At 64.0% G+C, this 12,689-nt stretch carries 11 protein-coding genes; 9 read left to right on the forward strand and 2 right to left on the reverse strand.

Translation table 11 applies throughout. The features are described from left to right. The first annotated feature begins 78 nt into the window (after window positions 1-78). The 3 genes from AC1HFW_RS21160 to AC1HFW_RS21170 are packed head-to-tail and all read left to right on the forward strand — an operon-like array spanning window position 79 to window position 3,048. Window positions 79-1,077: a Bug family tripartite tricarboxylate transporter substrate binding protein gene (locus AC1HFW_RS21160; RefSeq protein WP_006392116.1), complete on the forward strand. Its 999-nt coding sequence runs from the start codon at window positions 79-81 to the stop codon at window positions 1,075-1,077. Between the two features lie 10 nt (window positions 1,078-1,087). Continuing rightward, complete coding sequence (locus AC1HFW_RS21165; protein WP_241074680.1) at window positions 1,088-1,525, forward strand: tripartite tricarboxylate transporter TctB family protein; 438 nt, start codon at window positions 1,088-1,090, stop codon at window positions 1,523-1,525. After that, on the forward strand, window positions 1,522-3,048 hold the full coding sequence (locus tag AC1HFW_RS21170) for a tripartite tricarboxylate transporter permease (RefSeq protein ID WP_479285151.1): 1,527 nt from the start codon (window positions 1,522-1,524) through the stop codon (window positions 3,046-3,048). The genes AC1HFW_RS21165 and AC1HFW_RS21170 overlap by 4 nt, the downstream gene beginning before the upstream one ends. Before the next feature lie 171 nt (window positions 3,049-3,219). Here the strand turns inward: AC1HFW_RS21170 and AC1HFW_RS21175 are convergent, their stop codons facing one another. Then, window positions 3,220-4,386 carry a pyridoxal phosphate-dependent aminotransferase gene (locus AC1HFW_RS21175; protein WP_479285152.1) on the reverse strand — a complete coding sequence of 389 codons (1,167 nt, stop codon included), beginning with the start codon at window positions 4,384-4,386 and terminating at the stop codon, window positions 3,220-3,222. Window positions 4,387-4,501: 115 nt separating this feature from the next. Here AC1HFW_RS21175 and AC1HFW_RS21180 point away from each other — a divergent pair, with 115 nt between their 5' ends. Both AC1HFW_RS21180 and AC1HFW_RS21185 read left to right on the forward strand, forming a co-directional pair. Further along, complete coding sequence (locus AC1HFW_RS21180; RefSeq protein WP_479285153.1) at window positions 4,502-5,536, forward strand: AbrB family transcriptional regulator; 1,035 nt, start codon at window positions 4,502-4,504, stop codon at window positions 5,534-5,536. 232 nt (window positions 5,537-5,768) lie between these two features. After that, a complete protein-coding gene (locus AC1HFW_RS21185; protein ID WP_006389561.1) occupies window positions 5,769-5,975 on the forward strand; it encodes a cold-shock protein in 207 nt (68 codons plus the stop codon). A gap of 79 nt (window positions 5,976-6,054) precedes the next feature. Here the strand turns inward: AC1HFW_RS21185 and AC1HFW_RS21190 are convergent, their stop codons facing one another. Continuing rightward, window positions 6,055-6,408 (reverse strand): hypothetical protein, encoded by a 354-nt coding sequence (locus AC1HFW_RS21190; protein WP_479285154.1) that lies wholly within the window; start codon window positions 6,406-6,408, stop codon window positions 6,055-6,057. 2,043 nt (window positions 6,409-8,451) lie between these two features. Here AC1HFW_RS21190 and mnmG point away from each other — a divergent pair. Genes mnmG through AC1HFW_RS21210 form a run of 4 tightly spaced genes read left to right on the forward strand, consistent with a single transcriptional unit; the run spans window position 8,452 to window position 12,676 of the window. After that, entirely contained in the window at window positions 8,452-10,371 is a 1,920-nt protein-coding gene (gene mnmG / locus AC1HFW_RS21195; RefSeq protein ID WP_479285155.1) for a tRNA uridine-5-carboxymethylaminomethyl(34) synthesis enzyme MnmG, read from the forward strand. After that, the gene (gene rsmG / locus AC1HFW_RS21200) at window positions 10,368-11,057 is read left to right on the forward strand and encodes a 16S rRNA (guanine(527)-N(7))-methyltransferase RsmG (protein WP_054430986.1); all 690 of its coding nucleotides are present in this window, start codon (window positions 10,368-10,370) and stop codon (window positions 11,055-11,057) included. The genes mnmG and rsmG overlap by 4 nt, the downstream gene beginning before the upstream one ends. Beyond that, entirely contained in the window at window positions 11,054-11,851 is a 798-nt protein-coding gene (locus AC1HFW_RS21205) for a ParA family protein (protein WP_006392108.1), read from the forward strand. Before rsmG ends, AC1HFW_RS21205 begins: the two co-directional genes overlap by 4 nt. A gap of 9 nt (window positions 11,852-11,860) precedes the next feature. Next, the gene (locus AC1HFW_RS21210; RefSeq protein WP_006392107.1) at window positions 11,861-12,676 is read left to right on the forward strand and encodes a GNAT family N-acetyltransferase; all 816 of its coding nucleotides are present in this window, start codon (window positions 11,861-11,863) and stop codon (window positions 12,674-12,676) included. The last annotated feature ends 13 nt before the right edge of the window (window positions 12,677-12,689 follow it).

The following is a 12,689-nucleotide window of genomic DNA, read 5'->3' on the forward strand; positions in this document are numbered from 1 at the left end:
ATCCGCTGGACCCCTGACCGGCGGAACACCGCCGGGATCGCCAGCCATGCCTAGACCTATAAATTCGGAGACGCAAGAATGCAGACCAGCCTCAAGCTGCGCCTGGCCGCCGTCGCGGCCCTCGGCGCGATCACCCTGTCCCTGGGCGCCGCCCATGCCGCCGACGAGCCGCGCCGCCCCGAGTGCATCGCCCCCGCCCAGCCCGGCGGCGGTTTCGACCTGACCTGCCGCCTGGCCACCGAAGGCCTCAAGCAGAGCGGGGCGCTCAAGAGCGCCATGCGCATCGTTTACATGCCGGGCGGCATCGGCGCCGTGGCCTACAACAACATCGTGGCCCAGCACCCCAACGAGCCCGGCACGATCGTCGCGTTCTCGGGCGGTTCGCTGCTCAACCTGGCGCAAGGCAAGTTCGGCAAGTACAACGTCGACGACGTGCGCTGGCTGGCGGCCATCGGCACCGACTACGGCGTGGCCGTGGTGCGCAACGATTCGCCGTACACCGACCTCAAGGGCCTGATGGAGGCCTTCAAGCAGGATCCGACCAAGATCGTGCTGGGCGCCGGCGGCACCGTGGGCAGCCAGGACTGGATGAAGGCCGCGCTGACCGCCAAGGCGGCCGGCGTCGATTTCAAGAAGATGCGCTTCGTGGCCTTCGAAGGCGGCGGCGAGGCCGTCACCGCCCTGCGCGGCGGCCACATCCAGGCCTACATGGGCGACGCCGCGGAAGCCTTCACCATGCTCGAGGGCGGAGCCCCCATCCGCGTGCTGGCGGTGTTCAACGACCAGCGCCTGCCGGGCAAGCTCGGCACCGTGCCGACCGCGAAAGAGCAGGGCTACGACATCGTCTGGCCCATCATCCGCGGCTTCTACGTGGGCCCGAAGGTGTCGGACGCCGACTACCAGTTCTGGGTCAACGCCTTCAACCGCGTCACCGAGGCGCCCGAGTTCGCCAAGCTGCGCGAACAGCAGGGCCTGTTCCCCTTCAACAAGACGGGCGCCGACCTGGACGCCTACGTGAAGCAGCAGGTCAAGCAGTACGCCGAACTGGCCGGCTCCTTCGGCCTGGTCAAGAAGTAGGCCGCCAATCATGAACGATCGAATCCTCGGCATCGCGGCGTTGCTGCTGGCGGCCTTCATGACCTGGGCGGGGTGGGGCATCGAAGCCCCGTTCGCCTACGAACCGGTGGGGCCGCGCGCCTTCCCGCTGCTGCTGGCGCTGATCATCGGCCTGTGCGGGTTGCGGCTGGCCTACAAGGGCGGCAACGCGGTCGAACCCAACCCCGCCGGCGCCAACGGCCGCATCGTGCTGATGGTGGTGTTCGCCGCCGCCTACGCGTTCCTGTTCCAGTGGCTCGGCTTCATCATCGCGACTTCGCTGATGACGGTGTTCGTCGGCCGCCTGTTCGGTGGCGGCTGGGCCAAGTGCGCGCTTGGCGGCGTGGTCATGAGCGTCTTCTTCTTCGTGTTGTTCGACAAGGTGCTGGACGTGGTCCTGCCCGGTGGTTTGCTGGAGAACCTGATATGAGCGGAATCCTCGATCATCTGTCGATCGGCTTTGGCGTCGCGCTGTCGTGGAACAACATCCTGGTGGCCGCGATCGGCTCGTTCTTCGGCACCATGGTGGGCGTGCTGCCGGGCCTGGGGCCGATCAATGGCGTGGCGATGCTGATCCCGATCGCCTTCGCCATGAACCTGCCGCCCGAGACCGCGCTGATCCTCTTGGCGGCGGTGTACGTGGGCGCGGAATACGGCGGCCGCATCACCTCGATCCTGCTGAACGTGCCGGGCGAGGCCAGCGCCATCATGACCACGCTGGACGGCTATCCGCTGGCGCGCCAGGGCCTGGCCAACGTCGCGTTGTCGCTGTCGGCGTGGTCCGCCTTCTTCGGCGCGATCGTGTCGGTGGTGGGCATCATTTTGCTGGCGCCGCTGCTGGCCAAATGGGCCTTGGCGTTCGGCCCCGCCGAGTATTTCGTGCTGATGATCTTCGCCTTCTGCTGCCTCACCAGCCTGCTCGGCAAGCAACCCATCAAGGGTGTGCTGGCGGCCATGATCGGCCTGTCGATCTCGGTCATTGGCGTGGACGCGAACTCGGGCGTATACCGCTATACCTTCGACTCCGTGCACCTGGCCGATGGCATCGATTTCGTGGTCGTGGTGATCGCGTTGTTCGCGGTCAGCGAGATGCTGGAAATGCTCGAGAAGGTGATGGCGGGCCACAGCGTCGAGGTCAAGCCCAGCGGCCGCAAGCTGTTCAACCTGAAGGAATTGGCTTTCACCTGGTGGAGCGTGGTGCGCAGCGCGCTGGTCGGCTTCGGCGTTGGCGTGTTGCCGGGCGCCGGCGCCAGCGTGGCCGCGGCCGTGGCCTATTCGCAGGAAAAACGCATCATCGAAGCCAAGGATCCGAACGCCAAGTTCGGCAAGGGCGACATGCGCGGCCTGGTCGCGCCGGAAGCCGCCGCCACGTCGTCGGCGATCGGTTCGTTCGTGCCGATGCTGACGCTGGGCGTGCCGGGTTCGGGCACCACCGCGGTCATGATGGGGGCGCTGACGCTCTACAACATCACGCCGGGCCCGGTGCTGTTCGACACCAAGCCGGAACTGGTGTGGGGCCTGATCGCGTCGCTGTTCGTGGCCAACGTGCTGCTGTTCGTCATGAACGTGCCGATGGTGCGGTTGTTCTCGAAAGTGCTGTCGGTGCCGGGCTGGCTGATGGTGCCGGGCATCCTGTGCATCAGCTACATCGGCGTGTATGCCATCAACGCCGGCACGTTCGATCTGCTGCTGGTGACGGGCATTGGCGCGCTGGGCTACTTCCTGCGCAAGTTCGGCGTGCCGATGGCGCCGCTGGTGCTTGGCGTGGTGTTGGGCAACATGATGGAGCAGAACCTGCGCCGCGCCTTGTCGATCACCGATGGCAACCTGTCGGTGCTGTTCGCCAGCCCCGTCGCCATCGCGCTCTGGACCGCCGCGATCGCCGTGGTGGTGGTGCCGCAGATCCTGCGCCGCGTGCGCCGCGCCCGCAAGGTTGCCGCCGAACCGGTGTGACGGGTTCCGCGCCGCGGCCCCGCCGGCACGGGGCCGCGTGCTGTCGGAGCGTGTCACGCCGGCGGTTGTTCAGGAGCGCCGCGGCGCTCCTTTTTTTCATCGCCGCGTGTTGTGTCGAGACAAAAGAAAAGCGCCCTGGCAGGGCGCTTTGTCGTGCTGCGCGGCGCGTCGTCAGACCTGCGCCAGGCGCTCCAGCGCGGCATCGAGCGTGGCGTCTTTCTTGGCGAAGCAGAAGCGCACGATGCGATGGTTCGATTCGGCCGCGTCGGGCTTCTGGTAGAAGGCGGAAACGGGAATCACCGTGACGCCGTGGCGCACCGTCAGGTCGCGCGCGAAGTCCGCTTCGTTCTGCCTGGAGATCTCGCTGTAGTCGGCCAGCAGGAAGAACGTGCCGGGGCTGGGCAGCGGCTTGAAGCGCGTCTTGGCCAGGCCTTGCGACAGGCGGTCGCGCTTGGCCTGGTAGAACGCCGGCAACTCCAGGTAGGGCTTGGGATCGCGCATGAATTCGGCCAACGCGAACTGCATCGGCGAGGGCACCGTGAACACCATGAACTGGTGCACCTTGCGCAGCTCGGCGCTGAGCTGGCGCGGCGCGCAGCAGTAGCCGATCTTCCAGCCGGTGGTGTGATAGGTCTTGCCGAACGACGAGATCACGAACGCATGTTCGGCCAGCAGCGGGCGACGCGCGATGCTGGCGTGCGGCTTGCCGTCGAACACGATGTGTTCGTACACCTCGTCAGACACCAGCAGCACGCCGGTGTCGCGCACGATGGCTTCGAGCGCGTCCAGGTCGCTGTCGTCCAGCACCGCCCCGGTGGGGTTGTGCGGGAAGTTCAGCATCAGCAGGCGGGTCTTGGACGTGATGGCGTCGCGCACGCGCTGCCAGTCGATGCGGTAGTACGGATCGTCCGCGGTGGGCGCGCGCAGCGGCACCGGCACCGCGGTGCCGCCGGCCAGGCGGATGGCCGGCAGATAGGAGTCGTAGCACGGCTCGATGACGACGACTTCATCGCCGCTGTTGACCGCGGCCGCCACGGTGGCCATCAGCGCTTCGGTGGCGCCGCTGGTGACGGTGATCTCGGTTTCGGGATCGTAGGCGCGGCCGTACAGGGCCTGCGTCTTGGCGGCGATGGCTTCGCGCAGCGGCGCCACGCCGGGCATGTAGGGGTATTGGTTATGGCCGTCGGCCATGGCCTTGCTGACCAGCGCGCACAGCGCCGGATCGGGATCGAAGTCCGGAAAGCCCTGGCCCAGGTTGATGGCCTTGTGCTCGATGGCCAGGCGGCTCATCACGGTGAAGATGGTGGTGCCGACGTCGGGAAGTTTGGATCGGATCATGGTGGACGCGAAGTGGAACGCTGGGTGTGCAAGAGAGTTTTCGTAAGTATCCCACTAACTCATAATTCGGTTTTCTCATGAGCTTATTGGCGTGGGCGGTATCGTGGTTCAAAACATGTTGTGGAGGGTCGTCGGCGGCTTGGCGATCGCGTTGGCGGGCGCCGTGCTGGCGCTGTGGGCGCATTTGCCGTTGCCGTGGATGCTGGGCGCGTTGCTGTTGACGGCGGCGGTGCGGATCGCGGGCGGCGGCACGGTGTGCCCGCGGCCGGCGCGCAATGCCGGGCAATGGGTCATCGGCACATCGCTGGGCCTGTATTTCACGCCGCAGGTGATCGGGCACATCGGCAGCAATGCCGGCCCCATCATCGTCGGCATGCTGTTCGCGTTGGGGTTGGCGTTCATCGGCACGGCCATCCTGCGGCGCTACACCGATGCCGATTTCAAGACGGCGTGGTTCTCGTCGGCCATGGGCGGCGCCAGCGAAATGGCCAGCCTGGCGGAACGCCATGGCGCCCGTATCGACCGCGTGGCGACGGCGCACAGCGTGCGCGTGTTGCTGGTGGTGGTGACGGTGCCGTTCATTTTCCAGTGGTGGGGTGTCGCGGGCATCGACCCCACGGTGCCGGGGCCCAGAACCGTGCATGGCGCCGGCCTGGCCGCGCTGGTGGCGCTGACCTGCGTTGGCGGCCTGTGCTTCATGAAGCTGCGCCTGCCCAATCCGTGGGTGCTGGGGCCGATGCTGGTGGCGATGATCCTGACGGCCAGCAGCATCGAGTTGTCCGCGTTGCCGGACTTCGTGCCGAAGATCGGCCAGCTCTTCATCGGCTGGTCGCTGGGGGATCGTTATCGGCCGGACTTCTTCCGCGCGGCGCCGCGCTTCATCGCGGCGGTGGCGGTGTTCACGGTGATCGCGTTGGCCTTGGCATTCGGCCTGGGCGCGTTGTTGTCGTTGTGGTCCGCGGCGCCGGTGCCGACGCTGATCCTGGGCACCACGCCGGGCGGCATTGCGGAGATGGCGATCACCGCCAAGGTGCTGCAGCTGGGCGTGCCGGTGGTGACCGCGTTCCACGTATCGCGCATGGTGTTCGTGGTGATCGTGACCGGTCCGATGTACGCGTTTCTGGCGCGGCGGCAGGCAAATTCCGCGTAGCGGTACTGGCGTTCCAGTCAGAAAAATACGACATTGGGGAAAACAACTATATGAGTCTGTAATGCGGGATGAGTATGCTGGTTCCGCAGTTGATTCAAGCAGCGCGCGGACTTGTTCTGCCGCTTTTGCGGCATGCGAGAACGCAGCAGCAACGCAGGTATCCCTACCGGTCGTTCAGTTCTCACGGCGTCCTTGATTCATTGCATTTCGTTAATTACAGGACGCTAGGAAAATGGCTCAGAAGGGCAAAGTCAAGTGGTTCAACGCTGACAAGGGTTACGGTTTCATTACGCCGGATGCCGGTGGCACCGACGTTTTCGCACACTTTTCCGCCATCCAGGGCCGCGGCTATCGCAGCCTGAACGAAGGGCAGGAAGTCGAATTCGAAGTCAAGGATGGTCCGAAAGGACCTCAAGCGGCCGAAATTCGCCCGCTCTAAATCGGGAAATCCCAATTTCCCGTCCGCCAGGCTTGGCCTGGCTACAACGCCCCAGTACCTCGCGGTCTGGGGCGTTGTTTCATTTGCGGCGCGGGTTTCCGTGGCCCGTTCTCGCCATGATGTTAGTGATTACTAACATATCCTCGAGCGTTGGATAAGTTTGTGGATAATTATTTTCAGGCATGTGCATTGCGCTGCGCAGTAATGAAGCACACCGCTTTTGCGCGAGGTAGTTTTGCACAATTTCTGGAAAGATCCGTCGACGTGAAATTGTGATTCGCATGTCATCGGTGGCCTGCTTCCCGCCTGGGCACGCTTCATGGGAAACCGGGCGTTTCCCTAGGAAAACCGGGCGTTTACGGCTTTTTTTGGTGTGCCTGGCGGCGCTGAATCCGGTGCGGGCGGGGAAGCATTGATGCTCGTCATGACGCATTTTTGTCCTTTCGCGCCGTGGTTGTTCACAAAGATATCCCCATCCCGGTTATGCACAGAATGACACCTTGGATAGCCAAAAGGTGGGTGCTCAGCCTGTGGATAGAAATGGGGATAGCGAATCGAAAATCGGGTTTTCCGGATCGGCCGGCGGCATGCTGTCGTCGGCTTTTGCATCTGGCCGCCTGGCTGTGGATTTCATGTGAAGGCGAATTTTCGCCGGGATTTTCCGCCAACGAGTTTTCCACAGTTGGCGGCGAGTTGGCCGTGGGGATGGAAGCGTGTCAGCCGAATGGATGATGGCGCGAAACTTCCAGGACGGGCAATATGATTGTCCGATCAAGCGTCCTGCCCTGACTTGTGCACAGCCGCGTGATGCGAACCGGCGGCACGGGATAAATATGTGAATAAGGTGCCGGCGTCCGCTTAAGGCGCGGTTGGACTTTTGACCGGGTTTGAAGTTCCCCGTGAAGTCGCGGCAATGTCTCACCTGCGCGGCCGGAGCAGAGATAGATTTTTTTCCGCGGCGGCTTTGGGATTCGGGTTTTGGCGGCGCTTATCGAATCGATAGCGGCAGCTTATCCACAATCTTTTCCACTGTTTTTTCTCCCTCCTTCTGTATCGTCCCGGGTATACCTGGCGGCCAGATCGCAGACGTTGCAGGCATGGCGATTTCGCGCTTGTCGTCCGCCTTTCCCCGGGTAGCGCGTTGTGAATTTGTGCGCTTTCCGCAATCTGGGTAATTCTCCCTCGGGTCGCCTCGGGCCTGCATTTTCCACTTCTGGCGTCGACCACCTCTCCGAGTTATCCCCAAAGTTGTTCCACGTGAAACCCAGGCCACGGGAGGTGTTCGTGGCTGTGGATGGCGTTGTGCATAAAGTGCGGGCGGGCTGGGGTTGCTCCGGCGTTCCGCGTGAACCCGATTTCCAATCACGCCATTTCCGGGCCACGTACTTGCGGGTGCCGGCTTGTGGCTGTTGGTCGACGTGCTGGAATTGTCATAGGGGCTTAGTGTTTCAGCTGAATGACGGGAGATATTCAAGACGAATAGCGGCGAATGCGATGGTGAAGATTGTGAGATTCAGGGCACGCAAGTTGAGCTGAATCGACGTGCTGTTTCACGTGGAACAGGAAAAATGATGATGTTTTGGGGATAGGGGTAGGGTAGGGGTGATAAAAAGCTTTTTTTCTGCATGAGCCCAGGCTCCGCTTTGTTGTGCAACGGGAGCGTCGTTCCTCCCTTATCGGGCGGGCTTGAGGGAAATCCAGAAGATGAAGTGCTTGCTTCCGTGGCATTTTCAATGTGATGGGCTGCCCGGGATCGATGTGCTCTCGCTATGTTTCACGTGAAACAGCTATCAGTGCTCGGTCCGGCAGCCGGTTGGAGCACCGAATCTAAGGTTCAGGTGCGGCATGTTTCACGTGAAACATCGAATCAAAGCACCGGCCTTTTGAGTTGCAGCTTTGTTCGCCAGCTTGCTAGGAGGCATGTATCTTTAGCCGACGGTGCGCTATGAAGCGATGTTTCACGTGAAACATTGGCAGTTATCGAGGGTGGAGTACGGCAACCGATGAGGGGTGCACTACCGATGCATTGGCGGCTGCTTGACCGGAATCCCCGTACTGGACGAGTTGGAAATCCTTCATACGTGACCCACGCTTCGCATGTTTCACGTGAAACATCAGCCGGCCAGGTAGCGAGCGCTGGGGCAGGGGAGACTTCAGGCGACGATAGCCTGGTCCCAACTCAGGCCAGGATGTCTTTGATGAACGGTATTGGACACTGCACCTGGCTCCGCAGTCTGGCATGTTTCACGTGAAACATCGCCCCGCCCCCGTGGGTATCCGGTGTTTCACGTGAAACATCACCCCCTAACAGCGGCAGATGCCGACATATTCAAACGCCGATCCACCCTTCCTCGTTGCCAATCTGCACACGAAGGCGAGTGTTACTACCTCCATTGCTGCACCGAACCATGTTTCACGTGAAACATGCACACCCTGCCTCTATAATGAGCACCGAACGCTCTCTTATCTCCCCATCATGGATTATCCCCGCGAATTCGATGTCATCGTCGTCGGTGGCGGCCACGCCGGTACCGAAGCGGCGCTGGCTGCGGCACGCACTGGTGCCCAGACGCTGCTGCTGACCCACAACATCGAGACCCTAGGCCAAATGTCCTGCAATCCCTCCATCGGCGGGATTGGCAAGGGCCATCTCGTCAAAGAAGTCGACGCCCTCGGCGGTGCCATGGCACTGGCGACGGACGAGGCGGGGATTCAATTCCGTATCCTGAACGGCTCCAAGGGGCCGGCCGTGCGCGCTACCCGCGCGCAGGCGGACCGGGTGCTGTACCGGCAGGCCATTCGTGGCCGCCTGGAAAACCAGCCCAATCTCTGGCTGTTCCAGCAGGCGGTGGAAGATCTGATGGTGGAGGGCGACCGCGTGGTCGGCGCCGTGACCCAGGTCGGCCTGAAGTTCCGGGCGAAGACGGTGGTCCTGACCGCCGGCACGTTCCTGAACGGCCTGATCCACGTGGGACTGCAGAACTATTCCGGCGGCCGTGCCGGCGATCCCCCGGCCATTTCGCTGGGGCAGCGCCTCAAGGAACTGCAGCTGCCGCAAGGTCGCCTGAAGACCGGCACGCCGCCGCGCATCGACGGCCGCAGCATCAACTACAGCATCCTGGAAGAGCAGCCGGGCGACCTGGATCCGATCCCGGTGTTCTCGTACATGGGCAACGTGGCCATGCACCCGCGGCAGCTGCCGTGCTGGATCACGCACACCAATGCCCGGACCCACGACATCATCCGCGGCGGCCTGGACCGTTCGCCGATGTACAGCGGCGTCATCGAGGGCATCGGCCCGCGCTACTGCCCGTCGATCGAAGACAAGATCCATCGCTTCGCCGACAAGGAATCGCACCAGGTCTTCCTGGAACCCGAAGGGCTGGACACGCACGAGGTCTACCCGAACGGCGTTTCCACCAGCCTGCCGTTCGATGTGCAGCTGGACCTGATCCATTCCTTGCCCGGCCTGGAGAACGCGCACATCCTGCGCCCCGGCTACGCCATCGAATACGACTACTTCGATCCACGTGGATTGAAGAGCACGCTGGAAACCAAGGCGATCTCCGGCCTGTACTTCGCCGGCCAGATCAACGGCACCACCGGCTACGAAGAAGCCGCGGCCCAGGGCCTGCTGGCCGGGCTCAACGCCGCGCTGTCGTCGCTCGGCCGCGACCAATGGACGCCGCGCCGCGACGAAGCCTATCTCGGCGTGCTGGTGGACGACCTGGTTACCCGTGGCGTGACCGAGCCCTACCGCATGTTCACCTCGCGCGCCGAATACCGCCTGAGCCTGCGCGAAGACAACGCCGACCTGCGACTGACCGAGATCGGCCGCCAGCTCGGCATCGTCGACGACGCCCGCTGGGATGCCTTCAACCGCAAGCGCGACGCCGTCGCGGCCGAGGTCGAGCGCCTGAAATCGTCGTGGGTCAATCCGCGCGTGCTGCCGCTGGAAGTGGCCGAACCGCTGCTGGGCAAGGCAATTGAACGTGAGTACTCACTTGCAGACCTCCTGAAACGGCCCAATGTTTCCTATGAAGCGCTGATGGCCGCCCGCAACACCGACGGCACGTTGCTGGCCGGTCCGGGCGTGGTCGAGGACGAAGTCCTGGCCGAGCAGGTCGAGATCCAGGTGAAGTACGCCGGCTACATCGCCCGCCAGCAGGACGAAGTACAGAAACAGATCGCGCACGAACAACAGCCGATTCCGGCCGACGTCGACTACGACGCCGTGACCAGCCTGTCGTTCGAAGTGCGCCAGAAACTCAAGACGCATCGCCCCGAGACCATCGGCCAGGCCGCCCGTATTTCGGGCGTGACGCCGGCGGCGATCTCGCTGCTCCTGATCCACCTGAAGCGCCTGCATTACGGCTCGCGCAAGCAAGCCGCATGAGCGCCCATCCCCAACCGGCCGGCGCGGACATGGCCGGCCGCCTCTCGCATGCCTTCGAGCAGCTCGGACTGCAGGCGGATGCCGCCGCGGCCGCCAAGCTGCTCGACTACCTGGCGCAGATGCAGCGCTGGAACCGCACCTACAACCTGACCGCCATCCGCGATCCACAACAGATGCTGGTGCAGCACCTGTTCGACAGCCTGGCCGCCGTGGGCCCGTTCAGCGAGGCGCTGGGCGCGCCCGGCACGCCGGCCAAGGTCTACGACGTCGGCTCCGGCGGCGGCCTGCCTGGCGTCGTCCTGGCGGTCATGCGGCCCGAGTGGTCGGTGACCTGCATCGACGCCGTTGAAAAGAAAACCGCATTCGTCCGGCAGATGAGCGGCGCGCTGGCGCTGCCCAACCTGCAGGCGCGCCACGCGCGCATCGAAACGCTGGAACCCGCCGGCTGCAACATTGTGACGTCGCGCGCATTCGCCTCCTTGGAGGATTTTGCGATGCTCGCGGGCAGACATGTGGACAACGGTGGTACCCTCGTCGCCATGAAGGGCAAGGTCCCGGATGATGAAATCCAGGCGCTGCACGCGCGTGGGGAATGGCAAGTCGACCATATTCAGCCGCTCCGGGTGCCGGAGCTGCAAGCAGAACGCTGCCTGATCTGGATGCGCCGCAGTCAAGGAACCCTATGAAGAACTTACCCCCCAGCTCGACCGCCCGCGTCTTTTGCATCGCCAACCAGAAGGGCGGTGTCGGCAAGACGACCACCGCCATCAATCTGGCGGCCGGGCTGGCCACGCACAAGCAACGCGTGCTGCTGGTGGACCTGGACCCGCAGGGCAACGCCACCATGGGCAGCGGCATCGACAAGAATTCGCTCGAGTCGAACCTGTACCAGGTGCTGATCGGCGAAGCCACCATCGAGCAGGCGCGCGTGCGCTCCGAGTCGGGCGGCTACGACGTGCTGCCCGCCAACCGCGAACTGTCCGGCGCCGAGATCGACCTGGTGCAGATGGATGAACGCGAGCGCCAGCTCAAGGCCGCCATCGACACGGTCGGCAGCCAGTACGACTTCGTGCTGATCGATTGCCCGCCGACGCTGTCGCTGCTGACGCTGAACGGCCTGGCCGCGGCGCATGGCGTCATCATTCCGATGCAGTGCGAGTACTTCGCGCTCGAAGGCCTGTCCGACCTGGTCAACACGATCAAGCGCGTGCACCGCAATATCAACGACGATCTGCGCGTCATCGGCCTGCTGCGCGTGATGTTCGATCCGCGCATGACCCTGCAGCAGCAGGTGTCGGCGCAGCTCGAATCGCACTTCGGCGACAAGGTCTTCAAGACCGTGGTGCCGCGCAACGTGCGCCTGGCCGAAGCGCCCAGCTACGGCATGCCCGGCGTGGTGTACGACCGTGCCTCGCGTGGCGCGCAGGCGTACATCTCTTTTGGCGCCGAAATGATCGAGCGCGTCCGCGAACTCAGCTGAGCCGCCCGCATGTCCGCCGTCACGCGCCTGTCCCCGGACTCCACCCACACGCCGCCCGTCGACGTGCGGGACGGGCTGCGCGTGCGGCTGGAAGAGGCCGCGCTCAACGCCACCGCGGTGCGCGCGCAGGTGCTCTACGACGGCTGGCTGGTGCGTTTCGCGCCGTCGTCCGCCAAACGGGTACGCAGCATCAATGTGCTGGGGTTATCCACACGTCCGCTCGATGAGCGGCTGGCGTATTGTTCAACGTTGTACGCGCGCCATGGCTTGCCCATGGTGCTGCGCCTGACCTCCATCGGCCCCGATTTCGCCCTGGATGCCGAACTGGCGTCGCGGGGCTACCTCCTCACCGAAGAGACCCGAGTCATGAGCATGCCGCTCGCCCCCAGGCTGGCCGCCCGGGGCGATCTGCTTTTCAGGACAGTGGACGCTGCCCGCTTCGCGGCGGCGGTCGGACGCATGCGCGATTCCCGGCCCGAGCATGTCGCCGAGCATCAGGCGCGCCTGGAGGGACTGGCTGTGGATATCTCGCCGGTGCTGGCGTTCGACGCCGCCGGCGAATGCGTGGCGGGTGGCATGGCCGTGCGGGATGGCGATCTCGCGGGGCTGTTCGATATCGTGACGGACCCCGCGCAGCGGCGCAAGGGCCATGCCGCGATGTTGGTCGAGCATCTGCTGGCTGTGTGCGTCGAAGACGGCGCCACCACGGCTTATCTGCAGGTGGAGCCGCAAAACACCGCCGCGCGCGCTTTGTATGGCCGCTACGGTTTCAAAGACTGTTATGCGTATTGGTACCGCCTGCCCGCCGAGCAGGCGGCCGCCTGAGCTCCGCTCGGGA

The sequence above is a fragment of the Achromobacter sp. ISS7 genome (assembly GCF_056523125.1).

Excerpts from the sequence above, each read along its gene's own strand:
- AC1HFW_RS21160 (WP_006392116.1), top strand. The coding sequence starts at position 79 with ATGCAGACCAGCCTCAAGCTGCGCCTGGCCGCCGTCGCGGCCCTCGGC.
- AC1HFW_RS21165 (WP_241074680.1), top strand. The coding sequence starts at position 1,088 with ATGAACGATCGAATCCTCGGCATCGCGGCGTTGCTGCTGGCGGCCTTC.
- AC1HFW_RS21170 (WP_479285151.1), top strand. The coding sequence starts at position 1,522 with ATGAGCGGAATCCTCGATCATCTGTCGATCGGCTTTGGCGTCGCGCTG.
- AC1HFW_RS21175 (WP_479285152.1), bottom strand. The coding sequence starts at position 4,386 with ATGATCCGATCCAAACTTCCCGACGTCGGCACCACCATCTTCACCGTG.
- AC1HFW_RS21180 (WP_479285153.1), top strand. The coding sequence starts at position 4,502 with ATGTTGTGGAGGGTCGTCGGCGGCTTGGCGATCGCGTTGGCGGGCGCC.
- AC1HFW_RS21185 (WP_006389561.1), top strand. The coding sequence starts at position 5,769 with ATGGCTCAGAAGGGCAAAGTCAAGTGGTTCAACGCTGACAAGGGTTAC.
- AC1HFW_RS21190 (WP_479285154.1), bottom strand. The coding sequence starts at position 6,408 with ATGCGTCATGACGAGCATCAATGCTTCCCCGCCCGCACCGGATTCAGC.
- mnmG (WP_479285155.1), top strand. The coding sequence starts at position 8,452 with ATGGATTATCCCCGCGAATTCGATGTCATCGTCGTCGGTGGCGGCCAC.
- rsmG (WP_054430986.1), top strand. The coding sequence starts at position 10,368 with ATGAGCGCCCATCCCCAACCGGCCGGCGCGGACATGGCCGGCCGCCTC.
- AC1HFW_RS21205 (WP_006392108.1), top strand. The coding sequence starts at position 11,054 with ATGAAGAACTTACCCCCCAGCTCGACCGCCCGCGTCTTTTGCATCGCC.
- AC1HFW_RS21210 (WP_006392107.1), top strand. The coding sequence starts at position 11,861 with ATGTCCGCCGTCACGCGCCTGTCCCCGGACTCCACCCACACGCCGCCC.